At 75.7% G+C, this 16,993-nt stretch carries 14 protein-coding genes; 8 read left to right on the forward strand and 6 right to left on the reverse strand.

What is annotated here, in order from left to right:
* Window positions 1–149: 149 nt before the first annotated feature.
* Window positions 150–1,742: an ABC transporter substrate-binding protein gene (locus ACI79L_RS15910; protein WP_456937723.1), complete on the reverse strand. Its 1,593-nt coding sequence runs from the start codon at window positions 1,740–1,742 to the stop codon at window positions 150–152.
* A gap of 186 nt (window positions 1,743–1,928) precedes the next feature.
* On the opposite strand from ACI79L_RS15910, the gene ACI79L_RS15915 reads away from it, so the two are divergent.
* On the forward strand, window positions 1,929–2,807 hold the full coding sequence (locus ACI79L_RS15915; RefSeq protein WP_456937724.1) for an IclR family transcriptional regulator: 879 nt from the start codon (window positions 1,929–1,931) through the stop codon (window positions 2,805–2,807).
* A gap of 34 nt (window positions 2,808–2,841) precedes the next feature.
* Here the strand turns inward: ACI79L_RS15915 and ACI79L_RS15920 are convergent, their stop codons facing one another.
* Window positions 2,842–4,017 carry a DUF222 domain-containing protein gene (locus ACI79L_RS15920; RefSeq protein WP_456937725.1) on the reverse strand — a complete coding sequence of 392 codons (1,176 nt, stop codon included), beginning with the start codon at window positions 4,015–4,017 and terminating at the stop codon, window positions 2,842–2,844.
* A gap of 192 nt (window positions 4,018–4,209) precedes the next feature.
* Between ACI79L_RS15920 and ACI79L_RS15925 the strand changes: the two genes are divergently transcribed.
* The 7 genes from ACI79L_RS15925 to ACI79L_RS15955 all read left to right on the forward strand — a co-directional run bounded on the left by ACI79L_RS15925 (window position 4,210) and on the right by ACI79L_RS15955 (window position 11,891).
* On the forward strand, window positions 4,210–5,181 hold the full coding sequence (locus ACI79L_RS15925) for an alpha/beta hydrolase (RefSeq protein ID WP_456937726.1): 972 nt from the start codon (window positions 4,210–4,212) through the stop codon (window positions 5,179–5,181).
* A gap of 52 nt (window positions 5,182–5,233) precedes the next feature.
* Entirely contained in the window at window positions 5,234–5,791 is a 558-nt protein-coding gene (locus ACI79L_RS15930; protein ID WP_456937727.1) for a quercetin 2,3-dioxygenase, read from the forward strand.
* A 71-nt stretch (window positions 5,792–5,862) separates the two neighbouring features.
* Window positions 5,863–6,768, forward strand: a complete 906-nt coding sequence (locus tag ACI79L_RS15935; protein ID WP_456937728.1) for an alpha/beta hydrolase fold domain-containing protein — start codon at window positions 5,863–5,865, stop codon at window positions 6,766–6,768.
* A gap of 187 nt (window positions 6,769–6,955) precedes the next feature.
* Window positions 6,956–8,599 (forward strand): FAD-dependent monooxygenase, encoded by a 1,644-nt coding sequence (locus ACI79L_RS15940; protein WP_456937729.1) that lies wholly within the window; start codon window positions 6,956–6,958, stop codon window positions 8,597–8,599.
* 25 nt (window positions 8,600–8,624) lie between these two features.
* Entirely contained in the window at window positions 8,625–9,800 is a 1,176-nt protein-coding gene (locus ACI79L_RS15945) for a glycoside hydrolase family 1 protein (RefSeq protein WP_456937730.1), read from the forward strand.
* Window positions 9,800–10,651, forward strand: a complete 852-nt coding sequence (locus ACI79L_RS15950) for a fumarylacetoacetate hydrolase family protein (RefSeq protein WP_456937731.1) — start codon at window positions 9,800–9,802, stop codon at window positions 10,649–10,651. The genes ACI79L_RS15945 and ACI79L_RS15950 overlap by 1 nt, the downstream gene beginning before the upstream one ends.
* On the forward strand, window positions 10,641–11,891 hold the full coding sequence (locus tag ACI79L_RS15955; protein ID WP_456937732.1) for a DUF3500 domain-containing protein: 1,251 nt from the start codon (window positions 10,641–10,643) through the stop codon (window positions 11,889–11,891). Before ACI79L_RS15950 ends, ACI79L_RS15955 begins: the two co-directional genes overlap by 11 nt.
* 6 nt (window positions 11,892–11,897) lie before the next feature.
* On the opposite strand, the gene ACI79L_RS15960 is transcribed toward ACI79L_RS15955, so the two are convergent.
* From ACI79L_RS15960 to ACI79L_RS15975, 4 genes are all read right to left on the reverse strand, one after another.
* Window positions 11,898–13,067, reverse strand: a complete 1,170-nt coding sequence (locus ACI79L_RS15960) for a hypothetical protein (RefSeq protein WP_456937733.1) — start codon at window positions 13,065–13,067, stop codon at window positions 11,898–11,900.
* A gap of 137 nt (window positions 13,068–13,204) precedes the next feature.
* Window positions 13,205–13,378 carry a hypothetical protein gene (locus ACI79L_RS15965; protein WP_456937734.1) on the reverse strand — a complete coding sequence of 58 codons (174 nt, stop codon included), beginning with the start codon at window positions 13,376–13,378 and terminating at the stop codon, window positions 13,205–13,207.
* Between the two features lie 80 nt (window positions 13,379–13,458).
* Window positions 13,459–14,928 carry a rhamnulokinase gene (locus ACI79L_RS15970; protein WP_456937735.1) on the reverse strand — a complete coding sequence of 490 codons (1,470 nt, stop codon included), beginning with the start codon at window positions 14,926–14,928 and terminating at the stop codon, window positions 13,459–13,461.
* A complete protein-coding gene (locus tag ACI79L_RS15975; RefSeq protein WP_456937736.1) occupies window positions 14,925–16,961 on the reverse strand; it encodes a bifunctional aldolase/short-chain dehydrogenase in 2,037 nt (678 codons plus the stop codon). The genes ACI79L_RS15970 and ACI79L_RS15975 overlap by 4 nt, the downstream gene beginning before the upstream one ends.
* Between the last annotated feature and the right edge of the window lie 32 nt (window positions 16,962–16,993).

The following is a 16,993-nucleotide window of genomic DNA, read 5'->3' on the forward strand; positions in this document are numbered from 1 at the left end:
CGTCCCGCTGCTCGCGGGCACCACCTTCCTCGGCGTGGTCACCGCCAGCTGGGCCGACGGCGAGGTCAGCCAGGCCCTCGACGCCGACGTCCTCGCCCGGCTGGGGGGGGGGGGGGGGCCCCCCCCCCCCCCGGGCCGGGCGGGAGCGGTCAGCTCGCCGGCTGGATGTCCGACAGGACCAGGTAGGCGTTGGTCCCGGCGAAGGACGGCTCGGCGACCGACTCCGCGTTGTAGCCGGCGTAGACGAAGTCCTCGTAGACCGGGATGAACCAGCCGTTGGCGGTGATGGCCCGGTTGAGGTCGGTCAGGGCCTGCGCCTGGGCGTCGCCGGTGGCGCCGAGGGCGGCACCGAGCGGGGCCTCGATCTCCGGCTCCGTGGCGCCCTGCATGTTCATGAAGCCGCCGTAGAGGACGCCGGCCACGAAGCCCGCGGGGTTCGCGCCGACCGTGAAGGGCCCGAAGACGACCGGGTCCGTGCGCACCGCGGCGAACACCTGGTCCGTCGAGGTCGCGGCGGTGAAGTTCAGCCGGATGCCGACCTCGGCCCACTGGCTCTGGATGGCCACCGCGTCCTCGTCGGGCTGGCCGAGGTAGGTCAGGTTGACGTCGACGCCGTCGGCGAAGCCGGCCTCGGCCAGCAGCTGCCGGGCACGGTCGGGGTCGTAGGCGAACTCCTCGTCCAGGGCCGGGTCGAAGCCCGGGGCCTCCTCCGGGAAGAGCTGGGAGGTGGGCCGGGAGCCGTCGTGCAGGTCGTCGACCAGCGCCTGGCGGTCGGTGGCGTAGGTCATGGCCAGCCGCACCTGCTCGCTGGCGAAGGCGGGGTTGGTCGCGCCGGTCTTGTCGGTCACCGGGAAGCCGACGATGGTGCCGCCGACGCTGACCGTGCTCTGCCGCTCCTCGACCAGGTCGATCGTCGTCGGGTCCAGGACCGTGGCGACGTCGGCCTGACCCGAGACGACCGCGTTGGCCAGGGCCTGCGGGTCGGTGATGACGTCGAAGACGATGGTGTCGTAGGCCCACTCGTCGGCGGCCCACGCCTCGTCGTTCTTGTCGAGGGTGTACGTGCTCGCCCGCGTGGTCTCGCCGGTGTTCAGCGTGTAGGCGCCCGAGCCGTTCGGCGCCGTCTCCAGGGTGGCCGGGTCGGCGACGCCGTCACGGCCGACGATGACGCCGGCGGTGTCGACCAGGTTGTTCTCCGGCGCGGCCTGGGGCTGCGCCCAGGTGATGACCACCGTCCGCGGGTCCTGCACCGTCACGTCGGTGATCTCGGACGCCTGCCCGGGGGCCAGCGCGCCGTAGGCCTCGAGGTCGGGGTCGGTGCGCCGGTCGAGGTTGGCCTTGACCAGCTCGGCGTCGAGGGTCGAGCCGTCGGTGAAGGTCACGCCCTCGCGCAGGGTCAGCGTGGTCTGCGTGTTCTCCGCGTTGTTCGAGAACTCGGTGACCAGGCTCGGCTCCACCGTGCCGTCCGAGGTGGTGATGAACAGCGTGTCGTACAGCGCGCTGAAGAAGGTGAACTGGCCCTGCGAGTACCGCAGCGGGTCGTACCCGGTGGGGGCGGCGTCGGCGTCGTAGGCGAAGGTCAGCGTGCCCTCCTCGCTGGCGCTGGCGGCCCCGCCACCGCCGCCGTTGCCGCCGCAGGCGGCCAGCGTGGCGGCCGTGGCGAGGGCGAGCGTCGCCGCGCCGAGGCGGACGGTCGTGGGCCGCGTGCCCGCGGCGCGGGACCGGAGGGTGAATCGATTCATGGTGTCCTGGCTCCTCATCCCCGACGGACGCGAGGGGTCTGGACGGCCGACCGGCGGCCGTGCGGGCTGCTCCGCCCGACTGCCCAAGACGATGAGGACGACTGCGGTGTGGCGTCAGGCACAATGCCGGTCAATGGAAAACGAGTGTGGTGCGGGCCTCATCGGCAACGGGCGGACGTCCTCCCGGTGAACGACGACCCGATGGACGACCCGGTGGACGACGACCCGGTGGACGCCCCTGCGGCCGACGGACCCGCGGCCGACGGACCCGGCCCCGAGACGCGGATCCGCGGCAAGCGGCCGCCCCAGGGCGACCCGGTGGTCGACCGCGCCCTCGCCCTGCTCGCCGCCTTCGACGCCACGCGTCCGTCGCTGACGCTGGGCGAGCTGGCCCGCCGCAGCGGCATCCCGACCAGCTCGACGCTCCGGCTGGCCGGCCGGCTGGTCGCGTGGGGCGCGCTCGAGCGCGACGCCGAGGGCCGGTTCACCGTGGGGCTGCGGCTGTGGGAGGTCGCCTCGCTCGCGCCCCGCGCCCGCGGCCTGCGCCAGGTGGCGATGCCCTTCCTCGGCGACCTCGAGGAGGTCACCCGCCAGCACGTGCTGCTCGCCGTCCGGGAGGGCGGGGACGCCGTGCTGCTCGAGCGGCTCTCGGCGCACGCGGCGATCCCGGTGCTGTACCAGGTGGGCGGGCGGCTGCCACTGCACTCCACCGGCGTCGGCCTGGTGCTGCTCGCCTACGCCGACCCCGACGTGCAGGAGGAGTACCTGGCCCGGCCGCTGGTGCACGAGCCCGAGCGCACGCCGGTGTCGGAGGCGGCGCTCCGCCGGACGCTGGCCGAGGTCCGCCGCGAGGGCCTCGCCCACTTCCGCCGCCGCGTCCCCCGGCCGATCGTCTCGGTGGCCGCCCCGGTCTTCGACGCCACCGACCGGCTGGCCGCCGCGGTCTCCGTCGTCGTGCCGCAGGAGGGCGCCGACGCCCGCGTGCTCGGCCCCGCGGTCCGCACCGCCGCGCGCGCCGTCTCCCGGGGCCTCGGCGCCCGCCGTCCCCTCGGCCCCGGCCGCTGAGGCTGCCCCCGCGGGCGTGGGCGTGCAGGAGCGCTCAGGCGGCGGGAGCGAGCAGGGGCGCCGGGGTGGTGATCTCCGATCCGTCCGGTCGGTAGGTGCGCCATCGGCCGGTGGGTTGTCGTTCGACGCGGAAGCCGTGGTGGACCTTCGTGTGGTGGCGTTCGCAGAGCAGGGCGGAGTTGTCGAGGCTGGTGTCGCCGCCGTCGATCCAGTGGATCAGATGGTGGACGTCGCACCACCACGTCGGCGCCCCGCACCCGGCGAACACGCAGCCGCCGTCCCGCAGCTCGGCCGCCTTGCGGATGTGCCGGCTCATCAGCCGCTGCTCCCGGCCCAGGTCCAGCGGGGCGCCGTCGGGGCCGAACACCACCCGGGACACCGCCCCGTCGCAGGCCAGCCAGCGCGCCCGCGCGGCGGAGATGGTCGCGCCGAACCCCATCCGCCCGGCGTCGGGGCTCCCGGCCGGGTCCACCAGATCGTCCAGGTCGACCACCACGGCGATCTGCGGCTTGTGCCCGCGCAGCTGAGGCAGCGTTCCGGCGGCCAGCACGTTGTCGGCCACCTGCACCAGCGCATCCCCCAGCCGCTGGGCGCGGGTGCGGTCGTCGCCGGCCGGGCGGTCGGCCTGCACGTGCGCCTCCAGGGCGGTCTGCAGCCGCTCCCCACCCACGACGTCGAGGTGGCCGCGGATGCTCAGCGACCCGTCGGCGTGCTTGACCAGCGTCAGCGACCGGCCCTCGGTGGGGTCCGGCTCGGGCCCGTCGGGATCGAGGTCGGTGCAGTAGTGCTGCACCAGCTGGACGAGGTCGGCGTGCTCTCGCTCGATCGCCACACCGGTGAGGACCGCGTCGATGACGGCCAGGTCCACGCCTTGCTCGAGAGCCGAGGCCAGCCGCTCGGGGGTCACGGCGCGGGCGGCCACCGCCACCTGCTCGGCCGACACCAGACCGGCGGCGTGTGCCTCGGCCAGTGCCGGCAGGCGCTCCAGCGCCCGGCCGTTGCGCACCAGCCGGGAGGCCTCCGCGGTCGACAGCCGGCAGTGCCCGCGCAGCCAGGAGGCCATCGACCTCTGCCCGTCCCGCTCGGGCGCCTGCTGGTTCTCCGCATCACGGACCGCGCGGGCCAACCGGGCGTCGATCCGGTTGCGCTCGGCGACCAGCGCGGCGACGTCGTCGAGGACGTCGTCGCTTCCCAGCTCACTCGAACACATGATCGAAGTCTAGCGGAGCGGGTACCCACCCCTGACCCGAATCCGCAGGTCAGCGGCTCGTCCACAGGTTCCCGGCAGTCGTTGACAGGGATCCCGCGACGAGTCGGCCTGCCGGCCAATGGCACGGGGATGGCCGGACCGGCACCGCGCTGACGAAGGTGTCGCGGACCACCGTCGAGCCCCGGAGGACCCGTGCCGATCCACCCCGCCATCGCCGCGAACCTGCACCTGCTGGAGGGCATCGAGTCCTTCGAGCGGGGGCTCGCCGACCCGCAGCAGCGCGCCCGCCTCGACGCGTTCATGTCGATCGAGGGCGCGCCCCCGCCGCCCGCCGTCGCCACCCGGCCGGCGGTCGCGCCCGGTCCGCACGGCGACGTCCCGGTCCGGGTGTACGAGCCCGACGGCGGCGGCACCGACCGGCCCTGCCTCGTGTGGCTGCACGGCGGCGCGTTCCGGATGGGTGACCTCGACATGCCCGAGGCCGACTGGACCGCCCGGCAGGTCTGCGAGCGGGCCGGCGCGGTCGTGGTGAGCGTCGACTACCGGCTCTGCGTCGGCGGGGTCACCTACCCCGTGCCGCACGACGACGTCGTCGCCGCCGTCCGCTGGGTGCGCGACTCCGCCGCGGTCCTGGGCGTCGACCCCGTGCGCATCTCCGTCGGCGGCGCGAGCGCCGGCGGCAACCTGGCCACCGGGGCCGTGCTGCGGCTGCGCGACGACGACGGCTGGGTCCCCGCGGCGCTGGTCCTCGCCTACACGACCCTGCACGCGGTCGTCCCCGCGCCGTCGGCCGCGCTCGCGGCGCTCATGGCCGAGGTCCCCCGGCTGCTGCGCTTCCTGCCGGAGGACCGCGCGTCGATCACCCGGAACTACCTCGGCGGGCCGGAGAGCCGGGCCGACGGGTACGCGATGCCGGCGAACGCCGTCCTCGACGGGCTCTGCCCCGTGCTGCTGCTGAACTCCGAGTACGACGACCTGCGCGCCTCCGCCGAGGCGTTCGCGGCCGCCCTGGCCGTGGCCGGCGTCGACGTCCGGCAGGTGCTCGTCCCCGGGATGCTGCACGGCTTCCTGAACGTGCCCGCGGCCGACGTCGAGCCGGTCGACCGGGCACTGGACCTGATGGCCGAGGTGTGCCGCTCAATGGCACGGGCGTTGGTCGGGTGACCCGGGTCACGGATGCTCGGTCGGTCACCGCCGACCCGACCCGGGAGTGCAGATGAGCTTCGAGTACCTGATCGACCCGGAGAAGGGCCCGCACTGGAAGGGGCTGCTTCCCGGCAAGCCGGTCCCCTACGTGCTGCGCCGCGGCGAGGGCGAGCACGCGATGCTCTTCGGCGACCTGTTCAGCGTGCTGCTGTCCGGCGACGAGACCGAGGGCCAGTTCGGGATCATCGTCAGCGACTCCCCCGCCGGCGACGTCATCCCCACGCACTCGCACAACGCCACCCACGAGACGTTCTTCGTGCTCGACGGGAAGGTGCGGCTGTTCTTCGAGGACGCCGAGGGCGGCAAGCAGTCGCAGCTGCTCACCCCCGGCGACTTCGGCTTCGTGCCGGCCGGGTTCGCGCACGCGTACCAGATCGTCGAGGACGCCCGGATGATGGGCACCCTCTCCGGTGGCTTCGAGCGGTTCTTCCAGCACATGGGCACGCCGACCGACCACCCGACCAAGGACCAGCCGCCGTTCGTCCCGGACTTCCCGCGCATGCAGGCGGCCGCGCAGCGGCACGACATGCAGTTCCTGCGCGACGTCGAGTGGCCCGAGCAGGCCTGAGCCCCGCACTCCCCGGCCGGGCGCGGTCCCTGTCCAGGGGTCGCGCCCGGCGTCCGTTCCGAGGAGGCCCCGTGCCCACGCCCGCCCTGCCGCTGCCCCCGCCGGCGCACGCCGCTCCCCTGCCCGCGCCCGCGCCGGGCCCGGACGGCACCCGGGTCCTGTCCGGGGTCGCGTACGCGGCGCTCCCCGGCGTCCGGCCGCTGGAGCTCGACCTGTACCTGCCGCCCGGCGACGGCCCGCACCCGGTCGCTCTGTTCCTGCACGGCGGGGGCTGGCGGCTGGGCAGCCGGCACTCCGGCGGCCCCGCCTTCCCCGGTCGCACGCTGTTCGAGCGGGTCGCGGCCGCCGGGATCGCCGTGGCCAGCGCCGACTACCGGCTCTCCGGCGAGGCGCGCTGGCCGGCGCAGCTGTCCGACGCGAAGGCCGCCGTCCGGTGGCTGCGGGCCCGGGCGGACGAGCTCGGCGTCGACCCGGACCGGGTGGCCGCGTGGGGCGAGTCCGCCGGCGGGCACCTCGCCGAGCTGCTCGGCCTGGTCACCGACCCGGCCCTGGAGGGCGACGTCGGCGTGACCGGCCCGTCGAGCGCCGTCGTCGCGGTCGCCGCCTGGTACGCGCCGGCCGACCTCGCCGGCTTCGCGGGGGACGCCGGCGCCGACCCCGCCGACGCCACCACCCGGGAGGCCCAGCTGCTCGGCGCCCCGCCGGCGAGCGTCCCCGACGCCGCGCGTCAGGCGAGCCCGGTCACCCACGTCCGGGCGGACGCGCCGCCGTTCCTGCTCCTGCACGGCACCGGCGACCGGTTCGTGCCGTGCGTGCAGAGCGAGCGGCTGGCGGAGGGCCTGCGGGACGTCGGGGCCGACGTCGAGCTGCACACCCACGACGGCGCCGATCACATGTGGCTGGGCGCCCCGGACGCGGCCGCGGACGCGCTCGCCCGCACGACCGCCTTCCTGCGCGCCCGGCTGCTCGCCACCTGATCCGGAACCGTCCGGGACCGCTTGCCGGTCAATGGAATCGACCCTCGGCAGAGTGACCGCGGCCACCCATCCTCGACGTGTCCGGGCGCGGCCCCCAAGCCCACCGGCCCCCGATCTCCGCTCCTCCCCCGCCTTTCGCGCGCGAAAGGCGACCGAGAGCGGCACCGCAGTCCGACAGGAGTCCCCCGTGACCGAAGCGCACGTCCCGTCCCGGGTCCCGGTCCTCGTCGCCGGCGGCGGCCCCAGCGGGCTGGCCGCCGCGATCGAGCTGGGCCGGCGCGGCGTCGAGGTGCTCGTCGTCGAGCCGCGCACCGAACTGGACCCGCTGCGCCCGCGCGCCAAGACCACCAGCGTCCGCACGATGGAGCACCTGCGCCGCTGGGGGCTGGCCGGCCGGCTGCGCGCCGCCGCCCCGCTCCCGGTGTCCTGGGCGCAGGACGTCGTCTTCTGCACCGGGCTGTTCGGGCACGAGATCACCCGCTTCCCCGAGGCGTTCGGGTTGTGGACCGAGCCCCGGCAGGTCGCCGCCGAGGCCGGTCAGCAGGCGCCCCAGTCGGCGGTCGAGCTCCTGCTGCGCGAGGCGGCCGCGGCGCTGCCGGCCGTCACCCTGCTGGTCGGCGGGCGGGTCACCGCGATCGCCGACGGGCCGGACGAGGTCCGCGCCACCGTCGAGGGCCCGGACGGGACGCGCACCGACGTCGTCGCCGAGTACCTGCTCGGCTGCGACGGCAGCGGCGGCATCTCGCGCCGCGCGATCGGCGCCCGCTACGAGGGCTCCTCGGGCGCGCTGCCCAACCTCAGCGTCACCTTCCGCTCCCGGACGCTGGAGGAGCGGCCGCTGTGCGCGCTCGGCGTCCACCACTGGGTGATCGGCACCGAGCGCGGCGGCCTCATGGGCCGGCTCGACCTCGACGGCACCTGGTGGGCCATCGTGCAAGGGGTCGACACGCTGGCCGAGGACGCCGACCCGGCCGCGCTGGTCCGCGCACTCGTCGGCCGGACCCCCGACGACGAGGACATCGACGTCGAGGTGCTGGCCACCGACCCGTGGCAGGCCCGGATGCTGCTGGCCGACCGCTACCGCGGCGAGCGGGTGTTCCTCGTCGGCGACGCCGCGCACCTCAACCCGCCGTGGGGCGGGCACGGGTTCAACACCTGCGTCGGCGACGCCGTGAACGTCGGCTGGAAGCTCGCCGCCGTGCTGCAGGGCTGGGCGCCGGCCGCGCTGCTCGACAGCTACGAGCCCGAGCGGCGCCCGGTCGCGCGGCGAACCATAGACGCCGCCGGCAGCCAGGAGGCGTTCCTCGCCCCCGCGTTCAGCGGCCGCGACCTCGACGACGACGGTCCCACCGGCGTCGAGCTCCGCGCGGCGCTGGCCGAGGCGCTGCAGGTGAAGGACCCGGAGTTCCACAGCCTCGGGCTGGTGCTCGGCTACGACTACCCGGACTCCCCGGTCGTCGTCCCGGACGGGAGGGCGGTGCCCGCGCCGGCGCTGGCCGCCTTCACCCCCTCGGCGCACCCCGGCGCCCGGCTGCCGCACGCCTGGCTCGGCGACGGCGACTCGCTGTTCGACCGCCTCGGCGACGGCTTCACCGTGCTGCGGCTGGACCCGGCCGCCGACGCCGGGCCGCTGGCCGTCGCCGCGACCGCCCGCGGGGTGCCGCTGACCGTCGCCTACCTGTCCGGCGTGCCGGGGCTGCGCGACCTGCTCGGCGCCGACCTCGTCCTCGTCCGCCCCGACCAGCACGTGGCCTGGCGCGGGGACGCGGTGCCCGACGCCGACGCCCTGCTCGCCCGCGTCCTCGGCGCGGCCGTCCCCGCCCTCCGCTGACCCCGGATCCGAGGAGATGCACCCGATGACCGCCGCCCCGTTCCCGGAGGGTTTCCTCTGGGGCGCCGCCACCGCCGCCCACCAGGTCGAGGGCGGCAACGTGAACAACGACCACTGGGAGATGGAGCACGCCGAGCACTCCCCGTTCGCCGAGCCCAGCGGCGACGCCTGCGACTCCTTCCACCGCTGGCCCGAGGACCTCGACCTCGTCGCCGGCGCCGGCCTGAACGCCTACCGGTTCAGCCTGGAGTGGAGCCGGATCGAGCCCGAGGAGGGCGAGGTCTCCCGCGCCGCGCTCGACCACTACCGGCGGATCGTCGACGGCTGCCGCGACCGCGGGCTGGCGCCGGTGGTCACGCTCGTGCACTTCACCCAGCCCCGCTGGCTGTCCCACGACGGCGGCTGGACCGGCCCGAAGGCCGGCGACCGGATCGCCCGCTACACGGAGACCGTGCTGCCGGTGCTGGCCGATGCCGAGTACGTGTGCACGGTCAACGAGCCCAACCTGATGGCCGCCCAGCCGGTGATGGGCGCGATGGCGAGGCGCGGCGAGCCGATCAGAGGGCTGCCCCGCCCCGACCAGGAGGTCGCCGAGGCGCTGCTCGGCCTGCACGCCCGCTCGATGGACGTGCTCTGCGGCAACGTCGCCCGCGCGGGCATGACGCTGGTCGGCCGCGAGCACCTCGCCGAGCCCGGCGGGGAGGAGCGGATGCGCGCCGAGCGCGCCGCCTTCGAGGACCAGTTCCTCGAGGCCGCCCGCGGCGACGACTTCGTCGGCCTGCAGGTCTACACCTGCGCCCGCTTCGACGCCGACGGCCTGGTGGCGCCCGCACCGGAGCTGCAGACGCTCGCGCACGGCATGGAGCGCCGGCCGCAGGCCCTCGGCGCCGCCGTCGCGCGGGCCGCCGAGGTGCTGCCCGGCACGCCGCTGGTGGTCACCGAGAACGGCATCGCCACCGCCGACGACGCCGACCGCATCGCCTTCACCCGCGACGCGCTCACGTCCCTCGCGGCAGCGGTCGTCGGCGGTGCGGACGTGCGCGGCTACGTGCATTGGTCGCTGCTGGACAACTTCGAGTGGATGCTCGGCTACCGCCCGACCTTCGGCCTCGTCGCCGTCGACCGGCGGACCTTCGCCCGCACGCCCAAGCCGAGTCTCGCCTGGCTCGGCGAGGTCGCCCGCCGGAACGGGGTCGCGTGATGCGCGTCGTGGGGATCCGCCGGGACGGCGGGCCGGTCGAGGTGGCCGCGCTGGCCGACGACGGCGCGACGGTGACCGTGCTGGCGCCGCTGGAGGAGTTCTGGGCCGACGCGGCCCGGTTCCTGGCCGCCGAGCCGGCCGGGGCCCCGGTCCCGGTCGCCGACGTCGAGGTGGTGCCGCCGGTGCCGCCCGGCGCCCGGGTGGTCTGCATCGGGCTGAACTACCTCAAGCACGTCGCCGAGGGCTCGTTCGCCGGCGAGGGCGTGCCGCCGCACCCGACGCTGTTCGCCCGCTGGACGCAGTCGCTGACCGTCGACGGGGCGGAGATCCCGGTGCCAGCCGACGAGGACGGCCTCGACTGGGAGGGCGAGGTCGTCGCCTACGTCGGGGCGACGCTGGTCGACGCGGGCCCGGACGAGGCGCTGGCCGCCGTCGTCGGCTACTCGACGTTCAACGACGTCACCTCGCGGCGGGCGCAGAAGCTCACCAGCCAGTGGATCCTCGGCAAGAACGGCGACCGCTCCGGGCCGCTGGGGCCGATCGTCCCCGCCGCCGAGGTCGGCGACCTGCGCGACGGGCTGCGCGTGCGGACCCGGGTCAACGGCGAGACCGTCCAGGACGGCCGCACCGACGAGATGGTCTATCCCGTCGGCGACACGCTCGCCCTGATCAGCCGCACGTTCACCCTCCGCCCCGGGGACCTGCTGGCCACCGGCACCCCCTCCGGGGTCGGCTACGCCCGCACGCCCCCGTGGCTCATGCAGCCCGGCGACGTCGTCGAGGTCGAGGTCGAGCGGCTGGGCGTGCTGACCAACCGCATCGTGGCGAGCGAGGCCCGCCGTGGCCGGTGAGTTCCGCCGCTACCTGTTCCCGCACGACCACCCGCGGCTGGCCGGGGTGCGCGGGCTGGACCCGTACGCCTACGGCGAGGTCGCGCGGACGCCCGGCACGTTCACCGGCGGGCTGGTCGAGGGGTGGACGCCGCTGTACCTGGCGCCGTTCCGCGGGGTGACCGAGGACGGCACGCTGCGGCCGGAGGTGCACCACTGGGAGCCCGCGCGTCCCGGCGAGGAGGCGCCGGTCGCGGCGATGGTCGAGGCCGCGGAGGCGCTGCTGGGCCTGCTGTCCGACGACGACCGCGCGCGGGTGTCGTACGCCGTCGACGCGCCGGAGTGGCAGACCTGGGCCAACCCCGAGTTCCTGCAGTTCGACACCGGCCTGCGGCTGGAGTTCCAGCCGCCGGAGGTGCGCGCGGCGGCGCTGGCGCTGGTCCGCGCGTCGCTGTCCCCGGAGGGCGCCAACCTGGTGCACGCGGCGATGCTGGTCAACGGCTTCCTCGGCGACGTCGTCGACCTGCCCGCGCTGCTCGGCGAGTGGAGCTACAACCTCGCCCTCTACGGCACCCCGGACCCGCGCGCGCCGTGGGGCTGGCAGCTCTACGGCCACCACTGCGCGGTGAACGTGCTCGTGGTCGAGGGCCGGATGGTGGTCTCGCCGGTGTTCGTGGGCGCCGAGCCCGACGAGATCGACGACGGCCCGCACGCCGGCGTCTCCGGCCTGTTCGCCGACCGGATCGCCGCCGGGCTCGCCGTCATGGCCGTGCTGACCGGCGAGCAGCGGGCCGCCGCCACCGTCTACGAGCGGATGGTCGACCCGGCGATGCCGCCCGGCCGGGTGCACCCCGGCGACGAGCGGCACCTGGCCGGCGCGTTCCAGGACAACCGGGTCATCCCGGTCGAGGGGGTCCGGGTCGCCGATCTGCCCGGGGACGCCCGGCAGCGGGTGCTCGACGTCGTCGCCACCTTCGTCGCGCTGCTGCCCGCCGGCCCCCGGGCCGCGCGGCTGCGCGAGGTCGAGGCGCACCTGGACGAGACCTGGTTCAGCTGGATCGGCGGGCACGGGCCCGGCGACGTCTTCTACTACCGGGTGCAGTCGCCGGTGGTCGTCGCCGAGCTCGACCACCACTGCGGTGTCTTCCTCGACCACGCCACCCCGCAGCCGTTCCACGTGCACACGGTGCTGCGCACCCCGCACGGCAACGACTACGGCCGCGCCTGGGTGCGGCAGTGGCGGGAGCGCGCCGGCGGCTGAGCCGCCTCAGCCGGCCGCTTCCTCCTCGTCCTCGTCGTCCTCGTCCTGCTGGTCCTCGTCCTCGTCGTCGCCCTGCTGGTCGTCCTGCGCCGGCTCGTCGTCCTGCTGCCCGTCGTCGTCCTCCTCCTCCTCCTCGCCCGTCTCGTGCTCGCCCGCCTCGTCCTCGTACTCGTCCGCCGGGCCGGCCATGACGGCGTAGAGGTCCTCGAGGACGTCGAGCGCGGTGTCGATGTCCTCCGGCGCACGGTCGGCCAGCGCCCCGAGGGACTCCACGCGCTCCTCGGTGAGCAGGTCGGGCAGCCGCTCGAGCAGCGTGGCGACCGCCTGCGGCCCCTGGCCGGTGAGCGCCCGGCCGACGCGCAGCAGCGCCCGGACCGCGGCCGCGCCGCGCCCGTTGCCGAGCAGCTCGCCGGCCTGGTCGAGGTTCTCCTCGGCCAGCACCCGGTCCAGACCGGCCGCCACCCGCTCCACCCGCACGTCGTCGAGGACCTCGCCGGCGCGGTCGACGACGTGCGGCAGGCGGTCGTCGGCGAGCAGCAGGTCGAGCCGGGCGAGCAGCCGGCCGAAGCGCTCGTCGGCGGGGAGGTCCAGCAGCCGGCCGATCCGCTCGTCGGCCGCCAGGTCCAGCAGCCGCCCGATCCGCTCGTCGTTGGCCAGGTCCAGCGCCTTGGCGACCCGGTCGCCGGTGACGAGCTCGAGCAGCGCGTCGAGCCGGTCGACCCGGTCCGGGGCGGCGAGGCGGTCGATCCCGGCGCCCAGCCGCTGCAGCCGGCCGGAGGAGAGCAGCCCGTCGAGCGCATCGAGGGCCCGCGGCACGACGTCGGCCCGCGCCCGGACCGAGTCGGCCACGCGGGACATCCCCGCGATCCGGTCGGGGGTGAGGACGGCGACCAGCCGGTCGGTCAGCGCGGCCACCGCGGCGGTCCGCTCGGGGGTCAGGACGCCGGAGAGCCGCTGCACGACGCCGGTGGCCGTGTCGACCACGTCGGGCGCCGCGGCCGCGGCCCGCGCCACCGCGGGGCCGACGCCGTCGAGCAGGGCCCGGGTGCTCCGGAGCACGTCGTCGGCCATCGGCAGCAGGTTCTCCGCGCGCGGCAGGGCGGCGCCGAGCGTGCGGACCGACTCGACGAGGGTCCGGGGGAGGTCGAACAGGTCCGCGGGGTCGGGCAGGCGCATTGGCCCCCACTACCCGCGCGGGAGCGCGACTCACTCGCGGGACACGCCGGCGTCCGGTGCCACCCGGTCAGGTGACCCGCGGACGCTCGTGCTCTGCCCCGCCGGTGGGGGCAGAGCACGAGCGTCCGCGACGGACCTCAGGAGCTGTGCACCTCGTCGTAGCCGTAGTCGCCGCCGGGGTCGTCGTGCCCGGTCCGGTCGGCCGGCTCCGCGCCCACCGGGGGCGCCGGCGCGCGCGCCGCCCCGGCAGCGGCCTCGTGGGCCATGTCGTAGCCGTAGTCGCCGTCGGAACGCTCAGCCGGCTGGGTCACGGCCCCTCCTCCACGCCGTCGGGCACGTGCGGCCGATGGTCCGCGCCCGGCCGGGACGCGGGCAAGGGCCGCCGCCGCGGTCAGCGGGTGAGGCGCGCCTCGGCGGCCGCCCACCCGGCGTCCGACCCCGACGGCCGGTACTCCACCAACGCCTGCGTGGTGCGCAGCAGCCGGCGCATCTCGCCCAGCCCGCCCTCGAAGGCACCGAGCGCGCGGGCCTGCACCAGCGCGTTGCCCAGCGCCGCGGCCTCCACCGGGCCGGCGAGCACCGGCCGCTGGCAGGCGTCGGCGGTGAGCTGGCACAGCAGCGCGTTGCGCGCTCCCCCGCCGACCAGGTGGACGACGTCGACGTCGCGGCCGGACAGCCCGACCGCCGCCCGGACCGTGCGCCGGTAGGCCAGGGCGAGGCTGTCGACGACGCAGCGCACCGTCTCGGCCTGGCTCTGCGGCGGCGTCTGCCCCGTCTCGGTGCACGCCTGCGCGATGCGCGCCGGCACGTCACCTGGGGGGAGGAACCGCGGGTCGTCGACGTCGACCACCGCCGTGAACGCCGGCACCCGCGCGGCCGCGGCGAGCAGCTCGGGCAGGTCGGCCGGCAGCCCGGCCGCGGCCCAGGTGCGCAGCGACTCCTGCAGCAGCCACAGCCCCATGACGTTGTGCAGGTACCGCACGGTGCCGTCGACGCCGAGCTCGTTGGTGAAGCCCGCCGCCCGGCCGGCCTCGGTGAGCACCGGCTCCTCCAGCTCCACCCCGACCAGCGACCACGTGCCGCAGGAGACGTAGGCGAACCGGTCGCCGCGCGCCGGGACCCCGGCCACCGCGGACGCGGTGTCGTGCGACCCGACGGCGAGCACCGGCACCTCGCCGAGGCCGGTCTCGGCGCGCACGTCGGCGGTGAGCCGGCCGATCTCGTCGCCGGGCTGGACGAGGTCCGCGAGCAGGTCCCGCGGCAGCTCCAGCCGGTCGAGCAGGCCGGTCGCCCACTGCCGCGTCGTCGCGTCGAGCAGCCCGGTCGTGGAGGCGTTGGTGACCTCCGCGACCCGCGCCCCGGTCAGCCAGTACGCGAGCAGGTCCGGGACGAGCAGCGCCTGCCGGGCGGCGGCGAACCGCGCCGTCCCGCGCATCGCGGCGAGCTGGAACACCGTGTTGAACGGCAGGTGCTGCAGGCCGTTGACCCGGTACAGCCCGTCGGGCGGGACGACGGCGTGCACCGCCGGCACCGCGGTCTCGTGCCGGGTGTCCCGGTAGTGCACCGGGTTGCCCAGCAGCGCGCCGTCGGCGTCGAGCAGGCCGACGTCGACCGCCCAGCTGTCGATGCCGATGCCGTCCAGACCGTCGGCCTCGCGGCCGGCCGCGCGCAGCCCGTCGAGCACGCCGGCGTACAGGCCGAGGACGTCCCAGTGCAGCGTGCCCGCCGTGCGCACCGGCCGGTTGGGGAACCGGTGCAGCTCGGTGAGGTCCAGCCGCCCCGGGCCGACCCTCGCGGCCATGACCCGGCCGCTGGAGGCGCCCAGGTCGACGGCCGCGAGGGACAGCTCGCGGGAGGTCATCGCAGGAAGGCGGCGGCGACGCCCGAGTCGACCGGGACGTGCAGGCCGGTGGTGCGGGTGAGCTCCCCGCCGGTGAGGGCGAAGACGGCGTCGGCGACGTGCTCGGGCAGCACCTCGCGCTTGAGCAGCGTGCGCTGGGCGTAGAACTGCCCGAGCTCCTCCTCCGGCACGCCGTAGACCGCGGCGCGCTGGGCGCCCCAGCCGCCGGCGAAGATGCCCGACCCGCGGACGACGCCGTCGGGGTTGATGCCGTTGACCCGGATCTGGTGCTCGCCGAGCTCGGCGGCCAGCAGCCGGACCTGGTGGGCCTGGTCGGCCTTGGTCGAGGAGTAGGCGATGTTGCTCGGGCCGGCGAACACGGCGTTCTTCGAGGAGATGTAGACGACGTCGCCGCCCATCCCCTGCTCGATCATGATCCGGGCCGCCTCGCGGGAGACGAGGAAGCTGCCCTTGGCCATGACGTCGTGCTGCAGGTCCCAGTCGCGCTCGGTGGTCTCCAGCAGCGGCTTGGAGATCGACAGGCCGGCGTTGTTGACCACCAGGTCCACGCCGCCGAAGGCGAGCACCGCCTCGCGGAACGCGGCGGCCACGGCCCCGGCGTCGGACACGTCGGCGGCCACGCCGATCGCGACGTCGGGGCCGCCGATCCCGGCCGCGGCGTCGGTGGCCTTCTGCAGGTCGAGGTCCGCGACGACGACGCAGGCGCCCTCGGCGGCCAGCCGCACGGCGATCGCCCTGCCGATGCCGCTCGCGGCGCCGGTGACCAGCGCGACCCGGGTGGCCAGCGGCTTGGGCTTCGGCATCCGCTGGAGTTTGGCCTCCTCCAGCGCCCAGTACTCGATGCGGAACTTCTCGCTCTCGTCGATCGGCGCGTAGGTGGAGACCGACTCGGCGCCGCGCATGACGTTGATGGCGTTGACGTAGAACTCGCCGGCCACGCGGGCGGTCTGCTTGTCGGCGCCGAAGCTGAACATGCCGACGCCGGGCACCAGCACGATCGCCGGGTCGGCGCCGCGCATCGCCGGCGAGTCCGGCGTCGCGTGCCGCTGGTAGTAGGCCGCGTACTCGGCGCGGTACTCCTCGTGCAGTTCCTCCAGGCGCGCGACGACGTCCTCCACCGGCGCGGTGGCCGGCAGGTCGACGGCCATCGGCCGCACCTTGGTGCGCAGGAAGTGGTCGGGGCAGGAGGTGCCCAGCGCGGCGAGGGGCTGCAGCTTCTCCCGGGACAGGAACTCCAGCACGACGTCGGAGTCGGTGAAGTGGCCGACCTGCGGCCGGTCGGTGCTCGCGAGCCCGCGGATCACCGGCGCCAGCGCGGCCGCCCTCGCCCGGCGCTCGTCCTGCGGCAGCGGCTCGAAGCCGGGGACGACGGCGCCGAAGGGCTCGGCCTTCCCGCGCTCGGCGAGGAACCGCTCGGCGGTCCGGATGACGTCCAGCGAGTTGGCCTCGGCCTCCGCGGCGGTGGCGCCCCACGCGGTGATGCCGTGGCCGCCCAGGATGCAGCCGATCGCCTGCGGGTTCTTCTCCTTGATCGCGGCGATGTCCAGGCCGAGCTGGAAGCCGGGACGGCGCCACGGCACCCAGACGACGCGGTCGCCGAAGCACTCGCGGGTCAGCGCCTCGCCGTCGGCCGCGGTGGCCAGGGCGATGCCGGAGTCGGGGTGCAGGTGGTCGACGTGCGCGGCGTCGACCAGGCCGTGCATGGCGGTGTCGATGGAGGGGGCGGCACCGCCGCGGCCGTGCAGGCAGAAGTCGAACGCGGCGACCATCTCGTCCTCGCGCTCGACGCCCGGGTAGACGTCGACCAGCGAGCGCAGCCGGTCCAGCCGGAGCACGGCCAGGCCCGACTCCTTGAGCGTGCCGAGGTCGCCGCCGGAGCCCTTGACCCACAGCAGCTCGACCGGCTGCCCGGTCACCGGGTCGGTCTCGGTGCCCTTGGCGGAGGTGTTGCCGCCGGCGTAGTTGGTGTTGCGCGGGTCGGCGCCCAGCCGGTTGCTGCGCTCGAGCAGCTCACGGACGACGGGGTTGGTCACGGCGGTGCTTCCTTCCGGGGATGGCAGAAATG

The sequence above is a fragment of the Geodermatophilus sp. SYSU D00684 genome (genome assembly GCF_054050455.1).